Annotated in this window: 21 protein-coding genes and 2 pseudogenes; 8 read left to right on the plus strand and 15 right to left on the minus strand. The window is 59.5% G+C overall.

Annotated features, from left to right (window positions below):
- The first annotated feature begins 71 nt into the window (after positions 1-71).
- A complete protein-coding gene (locus FHT79_RS11625; RefSeq protein WP_047615270.1) occupies positions 72-1214 on the plus strand; it encodes a DUF2336 domain-containing protein in 1143 nt (380 codons plus the stop codon).
- Between the two features lie 98 nt (positions 1215-1312).
- On the opposite strand, the gene FHT79_RS11630 is transcribed toward FHT79_RS11625, so the two are convergent.
- Positions 1313-1723 carry a hypothetical protein gene (locus FHT79_RS11630; protein ID WP_047615269.1) on the minus strand — a complete coding sequence of 137 codons (411 nt, stop codon included), beginning with the start codon at positions 1721-1723 and terminating at the stop codon, positions 1313-1315.
- A 128-nt stretch (positions 1724-1851) separates the two neighbouring features.
- Here FHT79_RS11630 and FHT79_RS11635 point away from each other — a divergent pair, with 128 nt between their 5' ends.
- The 3 genes and pseudogenes from FHT79_RS11635 (at position 1852) to FHT79_RS11645 (ending at position 5261) form a co-directional block, all read left to right on the plus strand.
- The gene (locus FHT79_RS11635; protein ID WP_097594454.1) at positions 1852-2310 is read left to right on the plus strand and encodes a GNAT family N-acetyltransferase; all 459 of its coding nucleotides are present in this window, start codon (positions 1852-1854) and stop codon (positions 2308-2310) included.
- 88 nt (positions 2311-2398) lie between these two features.
- A pseudogene (locus FHT79_RS11640) lies at positions 2399-2515 on the plus strand (IS5/IS1182 family transposase); the annotation flags it as partial.
- 496 nt (positions 2516-3011) lie between these two features.
- Positions 3012-5261 (plus strand): right-handed parallel beta-helix repeat-containing protein, encoded by a 2250-nt coding sequence (locus tag FHT79_RS11645; protein WP_097594455.1) that lies wholly within the window; start codon positions 3012-3014, stop codon positions 5259-5261.
- A gap of 201 nt (positions 5262-5462) precedes the next feature.
- Here FHT79_RS11645 and FHT79_RS32085 read toward each other — a convergent pair whose 3' ends face one another.
- The 4 genes and pseudogenes from FHT79_RS32085 to FHT79_RS11660 form a co-directional block, all read right to left on the minus strand.
- A complete protein-coding gene (locus FHT79_RS32085) occupies positions 5463-5555 on the minus strand; it encodes an ATP-binding protein (protein WP_342588694.1) in 93 nt (30 codons plus the stop codon).
- A gap of 54 nt (positions 5556-5609) precedes the next feature.
- A pseudogene (locus FHT79_RS11650) lies at positions 5610-6339 on the minus strand (IS5 family transposase).
- Positions 6340-6417: 78 nt separating this feature from the next.
- Positions 6418-7635, minus strand: a complete 1218-nt coding sequence (locus tag FHT79_RS11655; RefSeq protein WP_097594456.1) for an AI-2E family transporter — start codon at positions 7633-7635, stop codon at positions 6418-6420.
- Between the two features lie 119 nt (positions 7636-7754).
- Entirely contained in the window at positions 7755-8891 is a 1137-nt protein-coding gene (locus FHT79_RS11660; protein WP_097594457.1) for an esterase-like activity of phytase family protein, read from the minus strand.
- Positions 8892-8971: 80 nt separating this feature from the next.
- Between FHT79_RS11660 and FHT79_RS11665 the strand changes: the two genes are divergently transcribed.
- Both FHT79_RS11665 and FHT79_RS11670 read left to right on the plus strand, forming a co-directional pair.
- A complete protein-coding gene (locus tag FHT79_RS11665) occupies positions 8972-9238 on the plus strand; it encodes a hypothetical protein (RefSeq protein WP_183903369.1) in 267 nt (88 codons plus the stop codon).
- Between the two features lie 216 nt (positions 9239-9454).
- Positions 9455-10621, plus strand: coding sequence for an acyltransferase (locus FHT79_RS11670; RefSeq protein ID WP_097594458.1), 1167 nt, complete (start codon positions 9455-9457; stop codon positions 10619-10621).
- A 468-nt stretch (positions 10622-11089) separates the two neighbouring features.
- Here FHT79_RS11670 and FHT79_RS11675 read toward each other — a convergent pair whose 3' ends face one another.
- The 8 genes from FHT79_RS11675 to FHT79_RS11710 form a co-directional block, all read right to left on the minus strand.
- Complete coding sequence (locus FHT79_RS11675) at positions 11090-12709, minus strand: TniQ family protein (RefSeq protein WP_183903370.1); 1620 nt, start codon at positions 12707-12709, stop codon at positions 11090-11092.
- Complete coding sequence (locus FHT79_RS11680; protein WP_183903371.1) at positions 12706-13851, minus strand: AAA family ATPase; 1146 nt, start codon at positions 13849-13851, stop codon at positions 12706-12708. The genes FHT79_RS11675 and FHT79_RS11680 overlap by 4 nt, the downstream gene beginning before the upstream one ends.
- A gap of 10 nt (positions 13852-13861) precedes the next feature.
- Complete coding sequence (locus FHT79_RS11685; RefSeq protein ID WP_183903372.1) at positions 13862-16309, minus strand: Mu transposase C-terminal domain-containing protein; 2448 nt, start codon at positions 16307-16309, stop codon at positions 13862-13864.
- Complete coding sequence (locus FHT79_RS11690) at positions 16201-17058, minus strand: hypothetical protein (RefSeq protein ID WP_183903373.1); 858 nt, start codon at positions 17056-17058, stop codon at positions 16201-16203. The genes FHT79_RS11685 and FHT79_RS11690 overlap by 109 nt, the downstream gene beginning before the upstream one ends.
- An 83-nt stretch (positions 17059-17141) precedes the next feature.
- Positions 17142-17423: a hypothetical protein gene (locus tag FHT79_RS11695; RefSeq protein ID WP_183903374.1), complete on the minus strand. Its 282-nt coding sequence runs from the start codon at positions 17421-17423 to the stop codon at positions 17142-17144.
- A gap of 26 nt (positions 17424-17449) precedes the next feature.
- Positions 17450-17806 (minus strand): hypothetical protein, encoded by a 357-nt coding sequence (locus tag FHT79_RS11700; RefSeq protein ID WP_127431637.1) that lies wholly within the window; start codon positions 17804-17806, stop codon positions 17450-17452.
- A 145-nt stretch (positions 17807-17951) separates the two neighbouring features.
- Entirely contained in the window at positions 17952-18266 is a 315-nt protein-coding gene (locus FHT79_RS11705) for a hypothetical protein (RefSeq protein WP_183903375.1), read from the minus strand.
- A gap of 11 nt (positions 18267-18277) precedes the next feature.
- The gene (locus FHT79_RS11710) at positions 18278-18682 is read right to left on the minus strand and encodes a hypothetical protein (RefSeq protein ID WP_183903376.1); all 405 of its coding nucleotides are present in this window, start codon (positions 18680-18682) and stop codon (positions 18278-18280) included.
- Positions 18683-19238: 556 nt separating this feature from the next.
- Here FHT79_RS11710 and FHT79_RS11715 point away from each other — a divergent pair.
- Positions 19239-19955 (plus strand): hypothetical protein, encoded by a 717-nt coding sequence (locus tag FHT79_RS11715; RefSeq protein ID WP_183903377.1) that lies wholly within the window; start codon positions 19239-19241, stop codon positions 19953-19955.
- Here the strand turns inward: FHT79_RS11715 and FHT79_RS11720 are convergent.
- A complete protein-coding gene (locus tag FHT79_RS11720) occupies positions 19936-22197 on the minus strand; it encodes a DNA cytosine methyltransferase (protein ID WP_183903378.1) in 2262 nt (753 codons plus the stop codon). The two genes, FHT79_RS11715 and FHT79_RS11720, sit on opposite strands and share 20 nt — an antisense overlap.
- A gap of 523 nt (positions 22198-22720) precedes the next feature.
- On the opposite strand from FHT79_RS11720, the gene FHT79_RS11725 reads away from it, so the two are divergent.
- Positions 22721-23758, plus strand: coding sequence for a hypothetical protein (locus FHT79_RS11725; protein ID WP_183903379.1), 1038 nt, complete (start codon positions 22721-22723; stop codon positions 23756-23758).
- 418 nt (positions 23759-24176) lie between these two features.
- On the opposite strand, the gene dcm is transcribed toward FHT79_RS11725, so the two are convergent.
- Positions 24177-26087 (minus strand): DNA (cytosine-5-)-methyltransferase, encoded by a 1911-nt coding sequence (gene dcm / locus FHT79_RS11730; RefSeq protein WP_183903380.1) that lies wholly within the window; start codon positions 26085-26087, stop codon positions 24177-24179.
- Between the last annotated feature and the right edge of the window lie 265 nt (positions 26088-26352).

A 26352-nucleotide genomic window follows, 5' to 3' on the forward strand; every position in this document is an offset into this window, starting at 1 on the left:
GGTGAACCAATCTTAAACCTTTTGCCGCTACCGTCGCAGCATTGAATGAAGCGCGAGGGAATCGCGTTCAAGTGCTGGGGCGTCGCGTGATCGTAGAAGCTTTCCTTCGTTGGATCGAAACGGCCAAGACGGGTGACCGGGCCCGGGCCGCAAACGCGCTCGGGCGAGCCTATCTGCAGTCCGAGATGTCTGCGGATGAGCGGGCGGCGGCTGAGATGGCGATGACCTTTCTGCTCGACGATCCGTCGCCGCGCGTGCGGCTGGCGCTTGCCGAGGCGATCGCCTGGTCGCCCGATGCGCCGCGCAGCCTGATCCTTTCTCTTGCCGAGGACCAGCCCGAAGTCGCCTGCCACGCAGTGACCTGTTCGCCGCTTTTGAACGATGCCGATCTCGTCGATCTCGCCGCCCGCGGCAATGGCGCCACCCGCATGCTGATCGCCGCCAGAGCGCATGTGACGCGCCCGGTTTCCGCCGCGCTTGCCGAGGTTGGTGACGAGGAAGAACTGCTGTGCCTGCTCGAGAATGACGGCGCGGTGATCTCCAGCCTTTCGTTGAAACGCATCGCCGAACGGCTCGGCGACTGCTGCGATATCCGCAACCTGCTTCTCGACCGCAGCGATCTTCCGGCCGATGCCCGCCAGCTGCTGACCCAACATGTCAGCAATGCGCTGGTCGGGCTACCGCTGGCGCAGGCGGCTATCGGCCTGCAGCGGCTCCAGCGCATCAGCCGCGAGGCGACCGAGGCTGCCATCGTTTCGATCGCCGGCGATATCGCGCCGCGCGAAATACCCGATCTCGTCCAGCATCTGCGACTCAACGGCCGGCTGACGCCATCCTTCCTGATGCATGCGCTCTGCGCCGGAAAGGTCGACTTCTTCGCCGGCGCGATCGTCGATCTCACAGGCTGCAGCGAGCGCCGGGTGCGCTCGATCCTGGCAACCGGGCGCATGCATGCGGTGCGCGCGCTCTACGAGTCCGCCGGCCTGCCGAGAGATATTAGTGTCATCTTCGTCGAGGCGACGATGCTGTGGCGCGACGCCGCCAGAAAAGCGCCGGGCAGCGTGCTCGGCAATGTCTGCGGCCGTCTTCTGGAAAAGTTCCGCCATCACGACGCGCATGGCGCGATCGGTGAGCTGCTGGACATGGTGGAAAAACTCCACGTCACCGAACAGCGACAATCCGCCCGTGTTTATGCGGCGCTCGCTGCGGCCTAAAGCGCGTCGCGATCTTCAAATTCGCTTGCCGGACTTCAGGTCTTTGTTTCCGCCCGTCTTTTGGCGCAAAACCGCTGCACAGTTTTGCGCGACATGCTCTAATCGGCGAGCCGTGTCACCACCCAGGAATAGCTGGTGGAGACAAAATGCACCGGCTTGGTGAGCGTGTCCTTGACGCTCTTGCCGGAAGGCAGATGGTCGCGCACCTGCTGGGCAATATTATCGGCAAAACCAAGCAGTCCCTGCGGACGCTGTTCTGTCGCTTCAACAACAGCCGGCGGAGCGGGCGCCGGTTTCGGCGGCTCGGCGGCGGCAACGGTCTTCGGGGCCTCGCACACCGCGATTACCGAGGGATAATTGACATTCACATAGGTCTTCAGCCGGCGCTCGGCTTCGGCATCGCAGGCGGCAACGGTTTCCCAGCGTTTATCGACCGTCGCGAGATAATTGCACTGGCTGATGGAATCATCGCAGCCGAGAATGGTCATCGCGATCAGCACCGCTTGCATATTCTGCTTCCTTGACTATTGAGCATGTCATCGTCTTAGACGGCGCAATTCCAACCGAATGAAGGCAGCGGGATTAACTCTTTGTCATGTCGGCAAAAATTGTGTCCCAGTGCCAGCAGGGAGTCAGCATGTCCGTCACCATCGCCCTGGAGCCGCCGCGTCAGGCGGGTGTCATCCGGCTTCTCGATCTTTCCGATGCCTATGCGCAATCGCTCTATCCCCCTGAAAGCAACCATCTGGTCGACCTCTCGTTGCTGGAGAAACCTTCGGTGAGCTTCCTCGTCGCACGCAGCGACGATGTGATCGTCGGCTGCTGCGCGCTGGTCGAGGCCGGCGACGGCACGGCTGAGATCAAGCGCATGTTCGTCGATCCAGAGGCGAGGGGGCTGAGGATCGCCAGCGGACTGATGAATGCGCTGGAAGCGATCGCCGGGGAAATGCAGCTGACGGCGATCCGGCTCGAAACCGGCATCTACCAGCCCGAGGCGATCAGCCTCTACCGCAAATACGGATATCGGGAGATCGAGCCTTTCGGCGCTTACCTGCCGGATCCGCTCAGCCTGTTCATGGAAAAGCGGCTGGGATGATCGCCCGCTAGGGCGGGTGACGATTTAACAGTCAGGGATTCCCAGGCTGGAGCAAATCAGATTCCACACCGACTTTTGCAGGTCGGTGATGGATTGCGACGCACTTCGAGATGATCGATGGGAGCGTATCAGCGGCTTTGTGCCCGGTCGAACCAAAGGCAAGCGCGGTTCCCGCACGGACAATCGAGCATTTTTGGAGGGGGTATGAGCGATGTGTGCGGGAGCAATTCGCGGCCGAATCTGGTCGCTCACCTGCGCAATCGGTTTGGTCGAATCTGCCACGGTAGCCCCCATTTTCATCTCGATTAGTACCAATCTTTGGGGAAAAGCTGCCCAAAATAGCTAAATTCAGAAAAAAATTTCGATTCCGCCTTCGACGGCAGGAATCCAGTCACGCCCACTAGCTTTTTCTAATGTTTTCAATGGACGCATTTCGCTATAGTTGCAGAAAGAATAATTCGCGGTACGCGAGACATATATTTTGCCACATTTTGGGCGACTCGAAATTCACCAAATATTTCAAACCGTAACTTCGGATCGATTTGGATAATGTGGCAGCAATATGGCTATACTTCTCAAGCACTTACTGTCGCGTTGCTGTTGCGCCCTCCAAAACGTCGCCCTATAACCTCCCGCCGTAACGCCTGATTAACTAAAAATAGTAACCGGCAAAGACAACGCTAAGGTTGAGGAACAAGAACATGACGACATACTACGTAGCGACGACCGGCAGCGGCGGTAACGGCAGTGCCTCGTCTCCTTTTCGCACGATCAGCGAGGCAATGGCGGCAAACCTTAAACCCGGCGACGAGGTCGTGGTGAAGCCGGGGACCTACAACGAGAGCATCAACATCGACAAGGACGGCTCGGCGGCTGGCGACATCACGCTGCGCTCGGAAGTGCCTGGCGCAGCACTGATCCGTCCGCCCTCGGGCTCGTACACCGGGATCAGCGTCAACGCCAACTACGTGACAATCGACGGCTTCGACATCAAGGGCGGCAACGGCGACGGCATCGAAGCGAACAACGTCCATCACGTCTCAATTCTCAACAACAAGGTCCACGATAGCGGGGAGTCGGGCATTCAGTTCAACTATTCTGACTTCGTCAAGATCGTAGGGAACGAGACCTACAATAACGCGTCGTCGGGCTGGTACTCGGGCATCTCGATCTACGAGAACCGGAACATCACCGGCGATACCTCGACGACCGGCTACCGGAATATCGTGCAGAACAACATCTCGCACGACAACGTCACGAAGTCGGGTGCGCACACCGATGGCAACGGCATCATCATCGACGATTTCCAGAGCACGCAGGCGAGCGGTCATCCGAACTACACGTTTAAGACCCTGGTCGACAACAACCTGGTCTATGAGAACGGCGGCAAAGGCATCCAGGTTGCCTGGAGCGACTCCGTCACGGTGCAAAACAACACCGCATACCACAACAATCAGGACCCGCTGAACGACGGCACCTGGCGCGGCGAACTCAGCAACGCGCAGTCGAGCAACAACACCTGGGTCAACAACATCGCCGTAGCGGACCCATCGGTGAACAAGAACAACACTGCGGTCGATAACACGTCGTACGGCGGCTACACCAACGCCAACACCGTCTGGGCCAACAACATCACGTACAACGGCACGGCCGGCCAGTCCTCGGTCAGGACCGACGGCGGCAACGCGATGCCGAGCACGGCGAACGGCAATAAGCTCGGCGTCGACCCGAAATTCCTGGGGGCAGCGAGCGGCGACTTCCACCTCGGCTCCGGCTCGTCGGCGATCGACGGCGGAACCAACAAGTACGGCGTCGGCTCGGTCGATCTGGACGGCCACGCTCGCGTCGTTGGAACTGTCGATATGGGTGCCTATGAATCAGGCTCCAGCTCGACACCGGGAACGCCAACCACGCCGACGAATCCGACGACGCCAACTACACCGACGAACCCGACCACGCCAACCACGCCAACTACGCCGACGACAAAGGAATTCGTCGGCACCAACGGCAACGACATCCTGCCACACACCGGTCAGTCCAACGGCGGCAACGAAACCTTCAAGGGTCTCGGCGGCAGTGACCTGTTGAAGGGCGGCGCCGGCGCGGACGTGCTCGACGGCGGCAGCGGCAACGACACGGCCAGCTATGCGGGCTCCACCGCGGTCAACGTCAACCTGGCGACTAAGGCCGCATCGGGTGGGCAAGCCACCGGGGACAAGATCGCCGGCATCGAAAACTTGACTGGCTCCAGCTACAACGACGTGCTGACCGGCGGCAATGGCGGCAGCAACGTTCTCAATGGCGGGGCCGGCGCGGACAAGCTCAGCGGCGGCGCCGGCGGGGACGTCCTCAATGGTGGTGCCGACAGCGACACGGCCGGCTATGCGGGCTCCGGCGGGGTCAACGTCAACTTGGCGACTGGGGCCGCATCGGGCGGCGATGCCGCCGGTGACAAGTTCGTCAGCATCGAAAACTTGACTGGCTCCAGCTACAACGACGTGCTGACCGGCAATAGCGGCAGCAACGTTCTCGATGGCGGGGCCGGCGCGGACAAGCTCAGCGGCGGCGCCGGCACGGACGTCCTCATCGGTGGTGCCGGAAAGGACATCATGACCGGCGGTATCAGCTCGGATACGTTTGTCTTCAAAACAGCGGCGGAAGCCGGGTCCGGGTCGACCCGCGACGTCATCACCGACTTCCAGCACGGCGTCGATAAGATCGATCTCCTTGCGATCGATGCGAATGGCTCTGCACAGGGCAATGGAGCCTTCCATTTCCTGGCGCAGGAGGGTGCCTCTTTCGACCACAAGGCCGGCGCGCTCACTTGGCACTATGAAGACAAAGCTGATGCTACCGTTGTCCAGGGCGACCTGAACGGCGACGGTGTTCAGGACTTGCAGGTTCAGCTGCATGGCCACGTCCAGCTGGGGGCAGGCGATTTTCTCCTGTAACCATGTCAGTTGTGGCGATCGTTCGATCGCCACAACAATCGCGCTAGCGATCTGAAAATATGTCAACGGCAGAGTAATAACCAGCCACGCGACGCGCAAAAGTCGGTTACTCGGCGCGCGGATGAGTCCACCGGGAGGGCGTAGCCCGAGCGGGGTTCCCATCCGCGCGCTGCGATTTTTCTAGGGGTGTCAACCGGCCTTTCAGGCGCGGCTTTGCGTGAGGCGATAGCTGTCGCCGTTCATCTCGAGCGTGTTGACGTGGTGGGTAATGCGGTCCAGCAGAGCGCCGGTCAGGCCGCTCGGGTCCCAAGGTCTCGGTCCATTGGTCGAACGGAAGGTTGCTGGTGATCAAGGTGGCAGCCGTTCGTGGTGTTGCGAGATCAGTTCGAACAATAATTCCGCACCGGGCCATACTGCGATTGCGGCGAGCTTGACGAACCTCATGAAGTTGACGAGCAGCTTGTCGTATCGGGTTGCGACGCGTCGAAGTCGTATGGGATGGGGTGACAGCTTCGGCATCCAGATTGCTGATGACTTGGCGCAATGCATTAGAATCATAGGCTTTATCGGCGAGAACGCGGCCAGCTTGGAGTCCTTCGAGCAGGGCTGAGGCCTGGGTGACATCGGCGCGCTGGCCGGGAGTGAGGATGATCCTGAGGGGCAGCCCTCTGCCATCGGTGGCCATGTGGACTTGGTGGTCAGTCCTCCTTGGGAGCGTCCCAAAGCCTGGTCCCCTTTTTGGCCACCATCCTTTCCGGTGGCCCCCTGCTGGTGGGCGCGCACCAGCGAAGAATCGAGGGCGACATAGTCGTTGTCGGGATCCTGGACGAGATGATCGAACGCCGTCTCCCAGACGCCCGCCTTGGCCCACCGGTGAAGCGCTTGTGGACTGTCTTGTACTTGCCGTAGCGCTCAGGCAGGTCATGCCAATGGGCTCCAGACCGCAACACCCACAAAACCGCGTTCACAAACAAAAGGTAATCGGCCCGAATCGGCTAGGATCTCTGGGCTTGCCCGGCAAAAGATCGCAGATACGACGCCAGTGAGATGCCGTCGCTTGGCCATCTGAAGTCTCCAAATCAATCAATCCGGAGACCTATGCATCACACATGAAGCCTGACGTGAATCCTGAATGTCGATTGGACCTACGGCAGGTTCAGCCTTCGGCAACGCGCGGGATCGTTTTCGACGAGCCGGGGATTCCCGGCGGGGCCTGTTCGTCGATGAGGAGCTGCGGTCCCGTCTCGCTCTTGTCGGCATTGCGGGCCTCGTGGATCCATTCGCGCCAGATGGCGACGATCAGCGCCATCAGCACCGGGCCGATGAAGAGGCCGAGGAAACCCATTGTCTTGACGCCGCCGATGAGGCCGAAGAAGGTCGGCAGGAAAGGCAGCTTGATCGGACCGCCGACGAGCTTCGGCCGCAGCGTCTTGTCGACGATGAAGAGCTCGACCGTACCCCAGACGAAAAGACCGATGCCTGCGACATGCGAGCCGCTGGCCAGCAGATAGACGGAGACCAGCGTGAAGGAGAGCGGCGCGCCGCCCGGTATCAGCGCCATCACGCCCGTCAACACGCCGAGGGTGACCGGCGACGGCACGCCGGCGATCCAATAGGCGAGCCCGAGCACGATGCCTTCGCCGATCGCGATCAGCGTCATGCCCATGACGGTGGAGCTGATCGTCGCCGGCACGACCCGGGAAATGCGTTCCCAGCGGTTCGGCAGGATTCGCTCGCCCAGCATGTCGATCTGCTTGGAGAAGGAAAAGCCGTCGCGATAGACGAAGAACAGCGCGATCAACATGAAGAGCAGCGTCAGAAGCAGATGGAAGGCGCCGCCACCAGCCGCAAGCACGGCACGATAGATATTGCCGATATTGGCGCCGCTGACCGCCTGAATGACCTCACCCAGGGCGCCGGGACTGCCGATATATTTGGTCCAGGCTTCATCGAGATAGGCGCCGGCCAAAGGCAGCGCGACGATCCAGTCCGGTGTCGGGGCGCCGGCGCGGTTAGCGTGGATCGCCCAGGTGACCCAGGTGCGCACTTCGCCCGTTGTATAAGTGACCGCAAGCCCGATCGGGATGACCAGGAAGGTGATGATCATGATGATGGCGATGGTGGCGGCGATCGTCGTGTTGCCGCCGACGCGGGCAAGAAGCTTGCGGTAGAGTGGCCAGCTGGCAAAGCCGATGACGAGGGCTGCGAGCACCGGCACGAGGAAGCCGTAGAAGAAATAAACGCCGGCGGCGACGATCAGAACCAGCAGCCAGCGCGCCGCCGAGATGGAGGGAATCAGCGGCGTGCGTGTTTGCGCCGACGATCCGAGCCATCGCGGTTCATGATTGTTTTTCTGACGGTCGAATACACCCACGCGCGCCTCTTCTTATTCTTGTACTCTGGTTATGGGCCATGATCCCGACGGTTTCAAGGTCCGCAACGTGAAAGCGTATACAAAGCGTCGCTATTCGACCCACAGAATCGAACGTCTTACTACTGCGGACGGCGCAAGACCTTGAAGGCGTAGAATTGCGTCTTTTGGCTGGGCGAGAAATTATTGTCGGAGCCGAGAATGAGGACGTCGGCGCCGTCCTTGGCCTTGCCGAGCGACATGGTCTCGATATTGTCGGGAACAAGGCCGATCGCCCTCAGATCAAGGACCTGGCTCTTGCGGGCAGGGACGACGCGCTGGTCGTTTTTGGCAAGCGATGCGATGGCCGATACATCGGTGGCATCGGCCAGATCCATCATCATGATCTTGATGGTGTTGCCGAAGCCCTGGGCATAGCCGCGCTCGACGGCGAGCAGCCGATGATCGTCGAGGGCAAGCATCTCGGACATGCCGTTGTCATTGCCGCCTTCGGCCTTTGTGGCGGCCTGCGGGATCGGCGAGACGGGGTAGACGTACTGAGCCTTCGGCTCACCGGTGGCGCCGTCGTAACGGATGATGCGCGACAGGCTGCCCGACGTCAGTGAGGGGTTCGGGCCGTCCTGGTAGAGGGCAGCTTCGACGCCGACGAAAACATCGCCCGAGGGCGCGACTGCGAGATCCTCGAAGGCGAGGTTGTCGCGGATGCCGGTCGACTTGTCGGCGGTCGGCGCAAAGCCCTCCGGCAGCTTGAATTCGCGGACGAAGGAACCGTCCGGCGAAGCGACGCGGACGAAGGGTCCAAGCAACGCCTTGCCGTCGCCTTCGCTGCCCCAATAGATGCCGTCCTTGCCGAGGCGGATCGATTCCGGATCGACGCTCCTTGAGGCGAAGGCCTCGCCGTTTTTGTCCTTCAACGTGACTTGCTTGACGACCGAAACGCTCTTGAGACCCGATGCGTCGACATCGACGTCGAGTTCATAGAAGCGGGCAGGGCCTCTTTCCGAGCGGTCGTCGCTGATGGCGATGTAGTGGCCGGTGGCGGCATCGAAATCGAGACCTGATATGCCGCCGAATTCGACGCCGTTTTCCATATGGCCCGTGGGGATGACAAATTCGCCGAGATAGGAAAGCGAAATGCCGGCGGCGCAATCGCCGAAGGGGCAGGCAGTCTCGACGGTGGCGCCGATCTCGGTGGCGCTGACGGTGACGGTGCTGGACAGGAAAACGAAAGCGGCAGCCGCGAGAAAACGCTTGGTCATGACAATTATCCGGCAAGGGGTGTGACAACGGTTCGAAACGGTGCCGCCGCTCCCCCAAGGGAAGCCGCGCCGACCGCTTCATGCGCCGGTTGTTTGACGGAGTTGTTACGGTTCTTCGTCAGTTCCGTGAAATCGTCGATGCTAAAATGCGGTGCGCCGAACCGTTTTCACCCGCACCCAAGCGCATTCAGCGCTTTCGATCTAGAGTGCATTTTTATCACATTGTTTCTCCTAATGCGGGAAAAACAGGAATTACCTTGCAATTGCAAATTCAATTTGTAGTCTTCTTTTTGAGGTCATCGGCGCTGAATTGCAACTTCAAAGATGATATTTATGAGCCAACGTGAGAGACCAGCGAGGCGGCAGATCAACGCTCGGGTCTCAGCAACTCTGACGTGCGAGCCGAGATTTCCGACGGTAGATGGCAGAGGTTTGGCGAGGTCACGCCTGTACCCGGCATGCCGGTCGAAGCTTTCATACAGGCCAGTGAGCGGACTGCTGGCCTATCTGACGAAACCGTTCATGGATCAGGTCGCACGGGCGTTCAAGGAAGATTGAGAAAGATGCGGCGCTTTGATCAAAGACCAGGGGAAGAAAGGCTCCTGACCACTGCCGACGCATTAGCCCGTTCCGTATTCCCTGCGGCTGCGCGTCCCGGTCCGAGCGATACGCAGGATCTAGGTGACGGTGCAGGTCAAGCGAAAGACCGCTTTATCTTTCTGGATGAGCTTCGAGGACTGGCTGCGCTATCAGTGGTTCTCTTGCATGCCAGCCAGCTTTTCAGCTTTCGGCTCAACTCCCACCCCTCCTTGGCCGTGGATTTCTTCTTTTGCCTGAGCGGCTTCGTTCTCGCAAATGGATACGACCAAAGGCTAAAGGCGGGTGCTCTGGGGAGCAGGGCATTCTTGCTGAAGCGCGTGGTACGGCTTTACCCCATGATGGTGGTTGGCGTCGCCTTGGGCGTCCTCGCGTCGCAATTTGCTTTGACGCCCAATATTGCTCTCGACGAGGTCTCGATTCTTGCTGTCGGCGCATTATTCCTATTGCCCCTGGGGCTCTTGGTAGGGCAGGAGGCCTTCGCGATCAACAACCCACTCTGGTCCATCTGCTTTGAAATGGTCGCTAGCGTGGTTTACGGCTCAGTCGCTCACCGTCGGATATATTTTTGGCAAGAGATAGCGGTCTTCGCGTTGTTGGCCGCAGCGCTTTTCCAAGTTGTCATGTTCGAGGGTGCTATCGGGCCGGTTGGTTTTGCGAACTGGCGAGCATTCTTCGAAGGCTTTGTCAGGGTCGGCTTTTCGTTTCTTGCCGGCGTCTTGATCTTCCGCTGGAATATCCATCGTCGCGTCGGGGCTGTTCCACCTCAGATCCCGCTTTTCGTCCTGATCGCCGTGCTATTTTTCCCCTTTGCCGTCCCGAGTGACGTCTACGATTTCACTTGCATCGCGGTCATAATTCCGATCGTGGTCACGCTAGCTTCAGCAGTACCGCAGGGCGCGGAGCGGCCGTTCGCTGTCTATCTCGGGCAGTTGTCTTATCCCCTGTATGTCGTCCATCTGCCTGTTATTCAGTTCGGCGATCATTTCCAATACCTCACCGATGGCTTCATTCCATTGCCGGTCACGGTGAGCGGGACGCTCCTGGTCGCTGTCGGGGTGGCACATTTTCTGCACGGTTGCTTCGATGCGCCCCTTCGCGCGTACTTGGGCCGCAAGTTTCTCTTGAAGTAGTTTAATTGCTCTCAAGCCGGTCATTGCTTTTTGGACACGGCTCGGTCCCATGAGCGCGATTATTGAAGCAAACTAGCTGGCAGGTATCGCCCTGCTCTAGTGAGAAATCTATCGAAGTACTGGCCAACGCACCTGCAACCTATTGAAATTCGGCATGCTGGTCCCGAAAACGCATCGATTTCCGGCCAGCCAAGAACCTAAAAATGGCCAACAAATTCGGCCAAAAGAAAAGCCGGGCAAAAATGCCCGGCTCGAATTCTTAGAGGAGGTTCTCTGTGGACAGCACGTCGCGTCGATAGAAGGGCATTTCCCCGGCTGTGAACGATGGCGGCAAGCCAGCGTGGTCAAGTCTCCTCATGGTCGATGAACGAACTCGGTGCTTCCGGCGAGCCGATTCAACGAACAGTTTTTCGCGTATGAAAGTCTCGAGTTCTTCCGGCTCGGTTGCCTATTGAGGCTGCCGTTCTGTTAGTTTCGGCGATTGAAGGCCTTGATCCGCCCATCCTCAATGAGCGAATACGCTCCGTTCTTCGCCAATCGGGTCATCTGCGCCAGCTCGTAAACTCCCACGCCGCCGCGATGTTCACGCACTATCAGAGGCCGCATTTCGTTCGGGTCGACTCGGAGCGCTGCCAGTCCGATATGACTTTCGTCCCAGGCAACTTTTGAGAGTTTTCCAGACCGGATCAAATCAACTGCCTCGACGAACGTGCATCGACAACGCTTGATCGAAGTCCGTAAATCGTGGAGCCCACTCATGTCGGGGCAATTGACTGCAGATCTTAGGCTTTCGAGCAGCGAGGTAACGTTCTCGAACAGGTATCGAGGAATGAATCTGCTGCCAACTCGCGGTCTTACTTCGCCGGATGATTTCAAAAGTCCACCATTGATTAGCAGTCGGCACTGTTTGCGGGTGACCCCAAGCTTGGCAATGACCTCTTTCTGATTGAGTGTTGTCGCCATTACCCTCACGATGCGATCGACGGCTTGAGCTTCAATGAGTTTTCTGCCCCCACTGCTCGAGTCACTGGGGAGCAATCCTGCATCTAGCAGGAGCTTGTTAAGGCGCTCGAACGGAATGCCGTGCGTTTTTGAGGCCGAGTGGATGGTGTGATATCTCCGGGTACTGATTGGCCCGAAGAACTCATCGCCTGGAGCGAGCGCCAGGTTGTCTATCGCAACGTCTCGAACGATATCTCGGATGGGGTCGAAAGCAGCCTCGGTCGTCTTGTGGGCAAGGGTATAATGAAGTCGACCGAAGATGGATCGCTTGCCGCGAGAACTAGCGCCGCGATGAAATTCATCCACCTGAGACTCCAGATATTGCCGGAATGCAGGTTCTCCTCCTTCAAGAAGATCGTATCCTGCACCACTGCTCGCGGACCATTCCCGGTTGCCGAACCCCGATGAGCGGAACAGGTTTCCGTGCAACAGAGATGCGCCCACGATTTCGCAAAGGCGGATGGCAACGAACAGCGGCAGGGAGTCGAGCCAATCGGCACCGGACTTGACGCCTTTCATCCTCTTCTCGACATACGTCTGAAGATTATCCGGTTTTGCGGCTTCGGCCGAAGCAATGTACTCGGGAATCTTGGGGTATTCCGCCGCGAGGTTGGCAGCAAAGTCGTGCTGAAATGGCGATCTCGCGAGCTCGGCACTGGATACCAGGTGCACGCCGTGCCGCCTGCAGGTGCGAATAGCGGACACATGCCAGTGTAGGCGTCCGTATGCTCGAAAACCTCGTCGACCTCCGCAGAGACTTTCGTCCTCGTTCACGCAGAAAGGACAAAAGCGAAACCGGAGCCGTTGAATTTCATGTCGGCTGAGCTGTTGCCCGGAGAGTTGATAGATGGACTTGTCTCCGACGATGACGCCCGGAGAAAGTAATGACCTCGGCATATCCAGGACTGCGGCGAAGGTCTCCAGATCCTTCTCCCGTCCCGCAACGAGCCCGTGGAACTGCAGTTGGAGGTGGAAGGCGAAAGCGCGGGCGCTCTCGTAACCACATGCCGCCGCAAGGCGTGAAAAATAGCTGGCGACGGTTTCGTCGCCAGCGTGGAAGGGAAGCAATTCGGCAAGCCTGCTCATTGGGGCCGAACTCCATACCTTGTTGCGGTCTTTCCCTTGGATTTCAGCCGTTCGGCCTCCCAAGCACGATCGTCGTCGCGGAGCAGGGCGGTTACGGGGTCGAGTTCCTCCCAGTTGTCAGCGGTGAAGACGTTCTTGCTTGGCCTGCAGCCGGAGAAGGAGGCGTAGGTCTTCACGAAATCGTCGATCGTGACATAGTCGCGGTCCGCGTAGATTGCCAACTCGACGGCGGCCCTGATCATCTGGACGACGGAGCCGAATTCGGCATCACAGGCGTGCATCAGTCGCCTGAGGAACATTCCCTTGTCCTTGCGTCGCTTCTTGCCCTCTTCCTCGTCAGAATCCTCACGAGCGTCGTCCCCAAGCTTGATCCGGATTTCCATGCGAGCATGCTCCTGCACGATCGTCTCCAGAACACTTTTGACAAGATCGGTTGTACCGTCCGCGTCAAGGGTGTCGAAGGGAACAACAGTGCGCCGATTGTAGAGCTGCTTGCGGGCGAGAAAGCTTGCCAGCGGCGACACGCCGGCGAGGATCAATCTCACGGGCCAATCCGGCATCTGCGTCAGCGACTTGAACGCGTCGCCGATGACGGTCGCTTCGCGGACAGAGGCAGTCTCGATGGCGTTCTGAGCCTCGTCGATGAAGACCCACATGACCTTGTGGACCTTCAACAGGCGCCGGAACAGCAGCCAGGCCTGGTTCTCCTTGATGCCCCCCGGAGGGGCGTGACCGAGCGCTTCTAGGCAGGCAATAGCGAGGAGACGAGGAGTGCAAGGCGACGGGGCATCGACGATGATGACGGGATGGATCATCACCCCGTCGTCGTCTTTGTAGGACTGCATCGCCGGAATGCTACGGATATGCTTCATCAGCGCCGTGGTCTTTCCGGCACCGGAGCGTCCGGTGACGGCGACGATCCTACGCTTGTCTGGTCTTCCGGTGATAGGGGTGAGAACGCTTGCGACCGAGGCCATGAGAGCGGCTCGCAGGGGCACGTCACGATCTAGGGTGAGGTACTCGTCGTAGAGTTCCGCGATCCGGTCTGCGATGGCGGCTCGGTTGTCGCCGATCAGGCCGCGAACATGGTCGATGGCTGCCTGACTACGCTTTCTATCGAAGTCTTTTTCGAACTGGTCCATGGTGTACTCCCTAGTTGTCGAAGATGTTGGAGGTGATGCGGCGAACGACGGTCGTCTCGTTATCGACGCGTTCCAGCGGCTTGGCTGCGGACGCTTCGGCCTGCACTTTCGGCATGGTTCCGATTTCCGGGCGCGATCCGGTATTGGCCTCCTCTCGGACGGCCTTCGCGGACTTCTTGGCCTTGGCGTAGATCACCGGCTGGATCGCGAGGGCGGCGAAGAGCTCATTGGACGGATGCCATTCGCCATCAGGGACGAATTCGCCCTCAAACGGCTTTTCGACGACGTCAAAGGTCCGATCCATGCTCTGCTCGAAGCGTTGGTAGTCCTCCTCGGCAAGGACGGGGCTGAGCAGACCGGACTCGAGGCGAGCCATTTCCGCCTGGTTTTTGAGCCAGAGGAAGGTTGCCTGGAGTGTGCCGCGAGAGACCTTGGCGTTTTCCGTATTGAACAGGCGCAGCTTTTCGGTCGCAGCGAGCCACTGCCAGATGCTGACGCCTTCCAGTTCCTTGTGGACACAAGGGACCTCGATCCAGCCGTCCTCTGCCCAGACCGATGCCGAACCAAGGTTGTGGTTGTTGATGCGGGCGACGACCGGCGTCTTTCCTACCTTGCGGCGGATCTTCTGAAGCTGCTTGCTCTGGAAGTACAGTCCGGCAGCCCTGAGACCCTTTTTCGAGATGGTGCGCTTGATGTAGGTGCCGAAGAGGTGGGTGCGGATAGCTCCGGTCGGACCTGGCATCACACCGTAATCCCGGCTGAGTTCGAGCCAGCGGTTCAACGGCGTCGCACCGTTGAGCTCGCTGTGGGGTGCGTTGTGATATCCGTCGACAGCCCAGCGGAGCATGCACTCGGCAACCTGATCCGCGATCATGTCAGCCTCGGCTTCGGAGTCGTAGTCGCCCTTTTCGCTGGACGAACTCCAGGTGCGTCCGTTGAAGTAGTTGAACATCTGATGGCCGAAGGTTCCGAACCAGCGCTCGATGAAGCCGCGCCAGGGCGCTTCCCCCGCGGGGGGAAGGAAGAGGTCGCTACCCATGTCGTTGACCGCGATGCGAAATGGACGGTGGGCGAAATAGGCTGCGCTGTCCACCGCGATGGTTTCCATGGTGCCGCCCTGGACCCACGCCGTGGAGCATCCGAGACGTCTCGCGATGTCGGTCTTTTCCCGTGTCGCCATCTCCAGGACCGCCATCGCCGACTTCATCGAGGGCGGACGTGAACTGACGTAGAGGGCGGCCAGGCTTCGGCTGGCAACGTCGATCCCGGCAGAGATCCAAAGACGGATTCGCTTCACCTTGGCGCGGTCAGCCTTGGACATGGTCTTCCAGACGCCCATCTTTGCAAGAATCGTGTGCAGGTCGGTCTCGTGGTCGTCGACCTCCATGCGCTCACCCGCGCGGATGACATCGATGCCGCCGTGTTCCGGCTGCCACTTTCGTTTGGCAGCATCCTTGCCATCGTGAGCAAGGTCCCGCTTCATCTCAGGAAGTTCCGCGTAACGATTGCGCAGAGTGCTTTCGCACGGAATCCGGAGCTGGTCGTCGGCACCCCTGATTTTGTTTTCGGCTTCCATGACGGTGACCATATCGGCATGGATCCTTGCGAGGTCGGGATCGGTACGCGAGCAGGCGGCGGCGATCGCAGCGTTGAGGTGAATGAGCTCGTCCCCCGTGAAGTACTCCTGGCGTTCGTCACGGTACTGGTTTCGGAGGAAGACGGGATCGAAGTCGTTCTCCTCCATCTTCTGCATCCAGGTCTTCAATGTGGACGGGGTCGGTTCGACGAGGGTGACGGTCTTCTCCTTTGTCCGGTAAGTCGCCTTCGGCGAGCTCGCCAATTGTTGGGCACGCCACTTCAGAGAAATGAGCGGGATCACCCGCAGAAGGGAATCGCGAGACTTGCTGACGCGAGGCGGAAGGGGCATCCCATCGATGCGCGCAAGCCTGCACTTCTCCCTGTAGTCAGCCCGCATCTCGTAGAAGGACCGAACGAAGTATTCTCTTTTGAGGACCGTTTCCTGATCGCTCGGGTTCAGACCGCTGAGTTTGTCTGCGCCTTTCAGCCGGGCGCGCGCCTTCGTTTCGGCGTAGAAGTCCTTCTCGACCGTCATCGGATTGCCCGGACGGTTGAGTGCCTCCGTGAGTTCGGCCTGGCTGAAGGTCACTGTCGCCTGGGTCTCGTCCATGCGCTGGAGCGCGGCGCCGTTGCGGTCGCAGTACAGGACACAATAGTCGATGCCGCGATCGCGAACGCGGGCCTTGACGGGAAGGCGGTTAAACACCGGCAGCACGGCGCCGTGCTGGAGCGAGAGGAGGGCGGGAAGGTTGGTTTCCATGCTATTTCCTTTCAGGCTGCGTTGTGGTTGAAGGCGACGAAGGGGGCATCCACGAGCTTGATGTCGGGACGGGCGGGCAGAAGGATTTCGTCGTGGATCAGGCACCAGACCGCGTTCCAAGCGGCCGCGGAGTCGTCGAAGATGCTGGTCAGTGTCCTGAGCGACACGGTTCCGTGGAACTTCGACGCGTGGTTCGCCAGGCGGGCATTGTCGTTGGCGGCCAATCCCTTGAGCGCACGTAGGATGCTCTTTGCGTTCCACCCGCGGTCGTTCGTGATCTCGCGTTCGGTCAGGATGATCGCCTCGTCGGCGAAGCCCGCGAGCGAGCCGGAGTTGATCCGCTCGATCGTGTGACGGAGGTCGTCCTTGTCGAGCTGCCAGGATGGTCGCACACCGACGACGATCCGGTAGCCGTTGCCCGTCATCGTCACCCGGTAGTCGACGGTGTGTTGCTTGTCACCGTCGTCGCGGGGGACGATGATGGCTTCGGGCTGATCCTCGACCTTGGCGACGTGCTTGGAGGCACAGAGCATGTAGCCGAGGTTCATCTCGTATGTACTGGCGTAGGTAATTGCCGATCGTGTCTTCGGGTTGGTAATTGTGCCGCGGGAATGGCCCTTCGTTCTGGCCGGGTACCATCGGCTGGGTGTCGGCTCCTCGGTCGGCATCCATAGCCATGGGAGGCTGACGAGGTCGGCATAGTTCTCGTCCTCATCGTGAACGTCGATCGGGAAGGGCCGGATCCGTCCCGAGATAAGCGGATTATCCGGCTTGAGGAAGACAGTCTCGGAAGGAAGCGGGATCTGGGTCCGGTCGTGGCCGGACTCCAGCTCTTTCATGAAGCGGATAAGTTGTCTGACGCGGGTCATTGAAGGCTCCGTAGAACGCAGGATCCCGTCCCGGCGTGCATTCGCCGGGCGGAAGTCCAGTTGATGGGGGTATTTCGATGGCTCTAGCGACGGCGCTGCGGTATCGTCCGAAGGCTCACGTATCCGGTGATGCAGCGGGTGCCCGGGTCGACGACGGCAACGAGACGCGGCGTCATGCGCTTGAAATGGCGGCGCTGCTGGCGCGTGAGGGCGGCCCACAGCCCCGTCGTCCGGAGAAGGAGGGCGAAGTCGAACTGGACTTCCGCGAGTCCCGAGGGGAGGGTCTGAAGAACAGTGGAGTCACTGAAGGTGCGCTTGTTGTTCGTCTTCACGGCAGCGGGCGACAATGTGGTCTTCACGGTCATGGTCATCTCCTGTTCCATCATCTCGTTCACCGGCTCTTGCTCGCCCAGCGCCACCCGGCAGTGAGGTCGAGTAGGTTCAGCTTGGGGCCGCGTGAGACCGCCATCGCTCCGTAGCCGTAGGGATGGGAGCAGCGGTTCGGGAAGCTGACTTTGTTGAAGCGGCGAACTACCTCGCGGAACTGGGAGAAGGTGCAAGCACGGAGGCCGCGCTTCGCGCACTCGTCCTTCATCGCCAGATACTGGCGGGAAAGCGTCTCCCACCCTCCGGTACGAAGACACGGGCGGGCGAACTGCGCGTAGAGCGACGTCTCCTGCGGCGTTGCGTGCGACAGGGAGGCGACGGTCGGGAGCGGGGGTGGGGTGGTGTGGTCTGCAGTGTTCATCTCGGTCTCTACTCGGTGACGTTTGGACGTGCGCCATCCATCCCCCCGAAACACGGGGCGGCAGGCATGGCTGAGATTTCGGGTGCGCAGCTCGCGGCGGGGGCTAGATCAAGGCGGACCGCGAGCCGGTTCTGTCTTCACAAGTTCAGGCATCGAAAGGCTCCGATCCGGCGTCGAGCAGTGCGAGAAACGTGCGATAGTCGACGATCTTCAGCTCGTGGGCGCCGACCGCGCGAAGCTCCGCGTTCATCGCTGTGATCAGCTCCGCCATGTCGCTCCAGATCTGCGCCTCGGTGCCAGGGAACTCCTGGGCCATACAGAATGCTTCCTCGAGTGCGGCGCATTCATACTGGTGATACTTGCCGGGGCGGTTCGAAAAGCCGGGGACGATCTCACGCTCGGGCATCTGCCACGAAGCGCTGGCTTCGCTCAGAAGTTGGACGAAGGGCATGTAGTCCATTGCAGATCTCCTTAGCTGTGAGGCAGGGTGGGGGTGGCAGCGGCGATGTCGTCGATGATCTGCCCGGCGTCATCGACGATGTCCCAGAGACCGATGCCGCGGCCGTAGCGCATGTGGTCGACATAGTCGGCCGGCAGGGTCAGCACGAGGCGGCGGAAGTATTCGTATGAGGGGCAGTTCAAGGCGATCCCCGTTAGGTTTCCGTCATGATCGAGCATCGCGCCCAGCATCTGGTAAAGGCTCCGGATGGATGGGCGGCGGGGATCCGCATAGGCGAGGGCCGCACAGCGATGCAGCTTCAACTCGTCTTCAGAGAAACGCCCTTTCGAACTCGCCTGGAGCCAATCACGGAGACGGTTCTGGTGGTCGGGCTGGATCTTCTCGGAATGCGGACGCAGGTGTTCGTTCTGCTGCATGGTGCAGCTCCTTTGCTGATGAATGAAATCGCTTTGGTGGGGTGGACTTAGGGGGCGGTGGGGGCGGTGTGTGTCATCGATAGCTCCGTCTTCTCCCGATCGTGTAGACGGGATTCAGCCGGCCCACAGGACCCAAAGCGATTATCTGCTGGCGGAATGTTTTTGACAAAGCAAGCACCCGATCCATCGGGCGGCCAGGGGTTGGCTGGTAGATTCGACACGCGCCGATTCTCTGAGGCAGCTCTGCTGTCTCGACCAGACCGGGGCGGGCTACCTGCTTACTTTATCGCGATGCCGCTGTGGGCCGCGAATATTCGCATGCACATGATGGATCTCCTGAGCATGACCCATGGCGAAAGCGCCTATAGTTAACGCTTAGTTTGCGTCCCTTGTCCATCGATATATTTCAACCGGTGGGTGTTGACGTCGGATGGGACGGCGCCGTTTACTCGACGCCCGCGCGTGCCCAGGAGGCAGCTTGAAAAATCCAACGCGACGCCCGGTTGTGCCGTGCGTGGTGTCCAGAGATCCTCTCTCCATGTCGAAGGAGGATTTGATGGAACCGATTTTCATGAGAAAGCGCATGGCCCAGATCAGGAAGCATCTGGGATCGGTCATGGAGACGATGGGGCTGGAAGCTCTGTGTGTAGATGAAGGGTGGCGCTATGTCGTCGACTTCCAGACCGATCGGAGCTTCTCGCCGATCTCGTTGGAGTTCACTCACAAGCGCCACACCGACGAGCCCAGACCCGCTTGGTCTGAGGTTCGAATCCTACACGGCGACTACCGCAAGAAGAAGCTGGGCAGCACCGGCTGGGTGCACATGCGCCGGTGGAAGGAAAGGGTTCTTCCGATCGAGGGTGAAGTCGGCGCCGAGGTCAACGTCGAAGAGATGTTCGCGGCGATCGCGCGTAAGATCCGCTTCAGCAAGCTCGTCACCTTCGAGCGGGAGCCGATGAAGGTGTCCAGCGAGGATCTTGCCGACATCTTCTGGGCGATCAACGGGCGGATACCCGATCTCGCGGTCATGCGGGTGGATGGCGAGGATTTTCCCGGCGAGGAGGAAATGCAGTACGAAGCCCTCACGTTCATGGCTCACGAAGGAAGGCGGGTACATCTGTGTCTCCGTCCGGGAAGCGCGCGCGGCCCGATCTTCGCCGACGGCGAAGAGATCGCCCGCGTATACACGGACGATCTTAGACAGGTTGCTGAATATGCGGTAAGTTTAAGCACCGGGATTGATGTCGGCAAACTTACACCGAAGCCCTGCTGAATCGACCACGCCTTCCGGGATTCCGTCGGGAAACAGGACGATCAATTAGGGCGTGGTCCTCCGTTGCCCGGCGCTCCTGCTCCCACTGGATCCTGTGCAGGGTTTTGACTAGGTTCGTACGCCTCATGTGGTTCGGCTCCACCTCCTTGAGAAGGCTTCGGAACTTGGCCTGTCGCTTCTTTGCGTTCGGCTCCTTGGCAATGTCGGCTTCGCCGCGGAGCAGGATTTCAATCTGGGTCCATGTATGTGCGCTTTCTCTTCCGCCGTTCAGTCGTAGAGACCCTGTGCCAATCTGCTTCTCATTGACGATCGGCGGGACCAGCGCCGCATCGAGGTCGAATGTCACTCCCGCAAGCGCGGAGTAGATCTGCAGCCCCACGGCTTTCGCAAGGACTGGAGGCATAGCATCAGCGATCATGTCGATGTTGCCGCCGCCGATAGCCTTGAAGGCCCAGCGGTCCGGAAATCCCTGGGCTCGCGCAGCGATCTCCTGGGTCATCCTCGGAAGAAAGTAGTCATTCTCTTTCTGGAAATCTTCGACTCTGGGCGGCGTTACCGCGAATTCCGAGCGGTCGAAGCCTTCGGTTATTTCCGCTCTTGAATCCTTCTGACGGGCTCCACGAGACTCCTTCCATTCCCGCGAAATCGTCGCAATACGTGACTCTAGTGTGCGCGACCGCCAGCGGTAGGCCCAATTATTATAGTGCCACTGCGGTGTATCGCGTTGGATTGAATGCTTCAGATCGGCTGGGGTCTCGTGCCGGATGACGAGATCTTCGAGAGTTTCCCGAACATACCTGTCGATTGGGTTCCGGAGGACCGGCGGGAGGAACGTACCCGGTTCATCCTGACGAATGCCAACTAGAACGATGCGCTCGTCGTTCCGTGGGAGGCCATATAGCTTCATATCGAGACGATAAGATTCGACGGTGTAGCCCAGGTCGATCAGGTTGGCCTTGAACTCCGCGAGGTAGGAAACATGAGACTCGAAGGAGAATCCCCGAGCACTCTCGATCATGAAGGCACGAGGCTGAACCACTCGAACCGCGCGGATGAGCTCCGGCACGAGGTCGTCTTCATTCCCCCGCTTGTCCTTGTTGGACTGCCGCGACAGCATGTTGGAGGAAATGCCTCCCGCCAGCAGGTCGACGCCATGATGTCGAGCGAGCTCGGCGTCCGGCACCGTCCTTAAGTCGGCGCAGCGGACCGGCCAAGTCGGCCAGTTGGCCTTCAGCGTATTCGCGCGCTTCCGGACCCTCTCGTACAGGGCAACATGCTCGAAACCTGCGGACATCAGCCCGAGCGCCTGGCCGCCTGCGCCCGCTCCGAGCTCGAGGACACGGAGGTTGCGGGGCGGACGAGACAGGAGACATGATGGCTCTGTTTCAGGAGGCGACTGCGTGCAGATGTAGTCGAGGGCGTCGATTATCTCCCACGAGAAAACGTCGTCCGCGGCGACGTCGAACGCAAAGCCGCCGCTGTGGCCAAAGCATCCTGAGGACAAACGTTCCAGGGCGTGGCGGGACTGTGCCAGCGCCAACGCGTTCGAATTCATGGGTTCGAAAGTTTCAGGCGTGTCAACCAAACCCAGGACGCGTTGGAAAAGGTGAAGAACCGAGGCAGCCTTCGCGGTGATTTCCGCGTGGGTCTCGAAATAGCCCGCCCGTTGGGTTTCCATTTCGAATCCTTGTTGCGGCGCGCCAGGTCCGAAATAATTTGCAAAATCTGCAACGGCCTTGCGCAAGTCGGTGGCCTGGCTTTCCAGTTCGCCAAGCAAGGCACGCACATTTCGAGCTGCCAAGGATTCGATTGCGGCCGACCGTGCGGCCAGCGCAGTCTGTGCTGCTCCCGTTTCGATCCATCTGCGGTGAGTTTCAAGATGCTTCATTTTGGCCTCTCCGACCGGAAGGCCCGCCTTGATGGCACGTATGGCCTCCGCCCGATCAGGGTCCGATGCTGAAAAAAGCACCCGAAAGGTCTCGGCGGAGACGCCGCGCTCAAGAAGATCGGGATTGTCCTCGATAAGCTCTCCGATGGCCTTAAAGAGGCGGGCATCCTCGGGTGTGATGCCGGCCTGCACCATCAGCAATGCCTCAGCGACGTCGGCGGTCGTTTCCGTCCGGATGCGTTTCACGACCTTCGCCGCCTTGACCAGCAGCTTCGATAACCGCTCCATGGTGCGCTTCAGCGTATCGACGGCGTCGACAAGTTTCTCTTCGTCCAGAAATGTTTTCTGAGTCATGATGATCCCCTTCTGACGGGACCGGTAACATCGGAACGTTGCTGCCTGGAGAAGACAGACATTAAAATTGCAGCGAACCTGGGCGATGGAGAGACGCGACTTTAAGATTGGGAAGACAGACAGACGCGCTTACGCACAACGGGTGCCCCGCACCTTGACCAACATGCTTAAGGCGTTTCGATGATTACAACGTGATGATGGGACGGCTGCTTTGCGCCCGAAACGAGACCTTCTCAAAACCAGACGCTTCGAAACCACGCGCCGCGGAAGCTTCTCACTAAGGGTGGCCCGTCTGCAACAAGGCTTCCTTACTGCTGGGGGAACTCTGTCCGCGTTGCTAAGGCGCTTAATAAAATGATCGAGAGGAGGATAGGTCGGAAAGTCGCTTTGGCGTTTGCATGGACGTTATCGAGTCGGTGTGCATATAGCGACCGCCTGATGCAAACCATCCCCCTGCCGAGTTGCAGAATGGTGCCCACGCCTGCATGATCAGTTGCTGCCCAAGGTGAGGCCGGTTTGTGCAATGACGGAAACAGAAAGCATATCCGACTGGATTGCGGCCGGAGGTATGCCTCCCTACTGGGTGCTTTGCGCGAACGTCGTCGCGTTGCTGGCTGTTCTCTACATGGTGCCGTCTAGCCTTGCCCGGCCATTGCGGATAGCACTGATCGAAAGCGATGCAGCAAGGGTCATCGCCGGTTTCGCCGCGGCGATAGGATTCGTCGTGATCGTGGCCACCGCTTGGCAAATATGGATTGACCTCAATGACCGCCGCGAAGAGCGTGTCGATCGTGCATGGAATCGTCTGTTGCGGCCGGTCGGAGGCAACACCGGCAAGGATGCAGCGCTCAATTACCTGTTTGCCCAGGGTGAAGCGCTGCAGGAACTAGACATATCCTGCAAGGTGATAGGAGCTTGGAATTCGGCAGGCAGCTATTGCGAGGGAACCCCGCTGTTCGCCCGGGTCGAACTCCGCGGTCGAGGACATCTGCTGAAACCTATGGGCTTCAAACCGACCTGGCAGGGTAGGCCAATACTCCGTGACATCAAGACCGAAGGCAGTAGATTTGGCGTGCTGCGCTTGAGCAAAGTCGAAATGTGGGCCGACCTCGAAGATACCGAGGTCGACGAATTTATTGTCGAAGACTCTTATCTCTGGGCGAGAACGCGAAAACTCGTGACGCGCCATTGCCGTATCGTCGACAGCCATGTCCAACTTGGCATTGAGTTTTTGAAAGAGCACTACTGCGAGGTAAGCTCTTCCACCTTCCCCAGGTCATCACTCCTCATGCTGCAGTCGCGACTGACCGGCGAACCCCAGCCCTGGGCGATGGCTAACCGGCCGCCCTTCGTGGTCGACGATGTCCCGGATGGCGACAGCGTGATCGTTCCTTGGCCCGATGAGTTTCTCGAACATGTATTGCTGTGCGATCCGAAGGGCCTCTCGCCCGTCGTGCTCGACGTGCGCACCATTTGCGATCGCATGAGCATCGAAGACGCCAAGGCGGTATATCCCGAAGCCTACAGCCAGCGGTATCAGGTTCCGCGAGAATTCCGGTGACGCTTTGGCTTGCGAGAAAGCCACGCCGGGAAGGTTGCTATAATAATCAGATGGCGAGAACGCGGGACGTTCACAGGTGAACTCGGCCTTCTGCACCAATCGCACTGATGTTCGGGCTAACCGCGCTCGTGACTTCGATATTTGTTCCGGCAGCCGCTCTGCTTGAGTGCGCACAAGGGCAGACCCACGCAATGGCAATTATATGGGTCGCTCGGAGCCCCTAGACCCATCGGGTTGAATGTCCGCTATACTTCGTAGCCACCATGAGCTGTCAGTCCGCTTCCGGCCCCAAATCGGTCTCTCCGATGCCGAGCCGACAACTGCTTTTTGCTCAAAGTGGTCGTTCATCAAGCCGACGCAGTTTCTAACTTGCGCCGACAGTACAGCCGCGCGAGGTTTAGAGAAACGGTAGGCGCCTTCACGTAGCCGTAGATACAAGAGGTTCAGCGACCACGCCTTCGAACTGCAGCGGCGGCGGCACCAAATGGATCCGACGGCTCTCCTCCGGCCACAACATCGCTTCCCAGTCCCAGCTAACCTCCTCGATCGAGGAGAAGATTGCCAAGCCAACCGCCTGCGCCAGCCTGGGAGGGACTGCATTACCAATCTGGTCTGCAACGGCTTGCTTGCCCCCGACGAAACTCCAATCGTCCTCGAAATCCTGGAGCCGGGCACGCATGCGAGCGGTGAGGGCGGGCATGAACCCAGGTTTCGAAGCCTGCTCGTCGGTCGGGGCCAGGTCTGGCAGACCCGCAATATCGACGCACTTTGCGCCCCAGCGTGCCGCCTCTTTCGCTCGTGGAAGGCCTCGCCTGGTTACAATCGTGGAGGCGAGTGCACCTCGTGCGACGACATTGCCTTGGCGGTCGAAGACTGGTTGCTCACGTCTGTCACGCGCCCATTCACGCGCGCCCGTCCAACCGTTCGCGGCCATCAGATCCATCAGCGCATCGCCTAAGTTAAGGCGGCGGCCTGCGAACTTTGGCGGCATGCGAAACGCGCCCGTCACATCCTTTCGAAGGCCTACGAGCAGCACTCGATTTCGCTCCTGGGCTATACCGTAGTTTTCAGTCTTGATCCTGTGAATCTCGACATTATAGCCGCACTCACGGTATCCGCGAAGAATTTCGGCCACGTGATCAGCGTGTCGAGCATGCAATAGTCCATCGACGTTTTCGAAGAGAAATGCCCGAGGACGAATTTCGGAAACGACCCTGACAGTTTCAGGGAGCAGATCCCTGGGATCATCTTTACCCAGACTATATCCGTCGGACGAGTAGGGCTGGCATGGAGGGCCCCCAGCCACGAGGTCGATGTCCATCTCTTGATACGGTCGGAAGTCGATATCCCGGATGTCGCTCTCGACAACGTTCCAGTTGGGCCGGTTCAGCCTAAGCGTTGCGGCGGCATTTTTGTCATGTTCGACCAACGCGACATGATCGAACCCCGCTCTGTGCAATCCAATCGCCATGCCGCCGGCACCAGCACATATTTCGATTGCCTTCAGCCGATGATGGGCGGGCGGTCCCTGCCGGAGAGCACGGCGCTCCGGCTTGTAGGCTTCGGGCGAGCGTCCCGTGAAAGTTTGAAGAGCGACAAGACCCGGATGGCGAAGCGCTCTGTTCCTCGGCATGGCGAGGGTTCCGTCTTCGAGGTTTTTCAGCGTCTCGTATGCGAGGGCCATTTCATGCGCGGATGTGCCCGGTTTCGTCTGATCCACCGTCCCGTGACGAGTTCCGAACAAGGATTCGAATGCTCGCCGGATCTGTGCCGCGCCCTGACGGACGTCATCCGAAACCATCTTCTCGGGATCACGCTCGTTTATCAATCCTTCGGAGAATGCGTAAAGGACTTCCTGGAAGCGTGTGACGGCGTCGGCCGTATTCCTGCGTGCCGCGGCTGCGAGCTTTTTTCCATTCCGCGCTGCCAGCACCTGGCCCGGCGTAAGGGCAGCTTCCTGGAGACGCTGGCGAATGCGAGATATCTCGGTGGTATCTATCCGGGCGCCGATCTCCATTCGCTCGAGGACTTCCTTGCGGGTGGCCGGGTCGGCGGAGACCAAAGCTTTCACCACGGGAAAAGACACTCTGGAACTCTCGAGCAGTTGCTCGTTGCCCTTCAGCGTGGTTTGGAAGCGCACATAGGTCGACAGCTCGGATGCCGGCATATTGCAGGTGACGCGCAAGAACTCACGGGCTTCGCGTTCTGTCGTCGCACTAGCGAGCTTTTCGACTTCTGCAGCCATCTCCAGGATTCGTGTCACCATCTGCTTTTGCAGCGCGATGATCCGCTTCTTCGCTGCTGCCAGTGCTTCTGCCTTAGAATTCATTGTGTCCCATACCGCTGTATTCGACGCCTGGGTGTGTCGTAGCGGCACAGGTCTTAAAAGCCCGGGAAAGGATTCATTCAAATACGAGCGACACGATAATTCAGGCGCATCGTGCGTTTCGACTACGACCGCGCCGGCATTGGAGCCCTCATTTCGAGCGGATACCTCTGCACGGGCTTGGGCCTGAACGCTCCATCGGCGGCACCGTCAGTGGCAATGCCGCCAGCAACGTGCTCATCTGCTCCATGATTCCCCTCGCGCTCAT

The organism is Rhizobium sp. BK212 (assembly GCF_014197475.1).
GTDB classification, from domain to species: domain Bacteria; phylum Pseudomonadota; class Alphaproteobacteria; order Rhizobiales; family Rhizobiaceae; genus Rhizobium; species Rhizobium anhuiense.